This window comes from Vibrio sp. 970, assembly GCF_033339075.1.
Genome location: NZ_JAWOTW010000593.1, coordinates 1 through 582, shown reverse-complemented (window position 1 = coordinate 582; position 582 = coordinate 1). Strand labels below are relative to the sequence as shown.

Genomic DNA, 582 nt, shown 5'->3' with positions numbered 1-582 from the left:
GTTGAGATCGAACGAGTCGCGTGACAATGAAGCGTTCGGGTTCCAATTCGGTTTTGTGATGTAGTATTTCCAATCACGAGTCACGTGGTTTGCTGTAAAAGTCCATTCAAACGTTTGTGTACCAGATTTTATCGGACGTTTTACCCAGCGGTCGGCGGTTTGTTCGGCTAGTGCAGCTGCTAGAGCCGTTTCTGCGCTGGCAATTTTCCCGTCGCGAGGGCCTGTCTCTGGGAAGCCATCAGGGCCTTCGACGCTTTGTGGTTCATATTGAATTGCGCCACAGTTAGTGTTTCTTTCATTGGTATCCGATGTTGGGTACTTACACAGCGCTGCACGACTTGCTGCGACGCCATCGTTGGATTCCGATACGTAACCGTGTACTAAGACACCAGAGCTCATGCTTGCGATAGCAAAGGCAACGAGCGATTTATTAGGGAATGATTTCATTACACGTCCTCTTGTTTGGCTGACAAATGAATGCCACAACTCGGCGCATGCAGAGCACTCTCGTCCGCATCTGATTGGAACTCATTAGATACAGATAGAAAGTGGCAACCCCGCTATCTTAAGCACTAGTGTTGA

Annotated in this window: 1 protein-coding gene; it reads right to left on the bottom strand. The window is 48.8% G+C overall.

The window, feature by feature from the left end:
• The coding region (locus tag R7Q11_RS28070) for a lytic polysaccharide monooxygenase (RefSeq protein ID WP_225467216.1) at nucleotides 1–447 on the bottom strand (447 nt) is incomplete at its 3' end.
• Nucleotides 448–582: the final 135 nt, after the last annotated feature.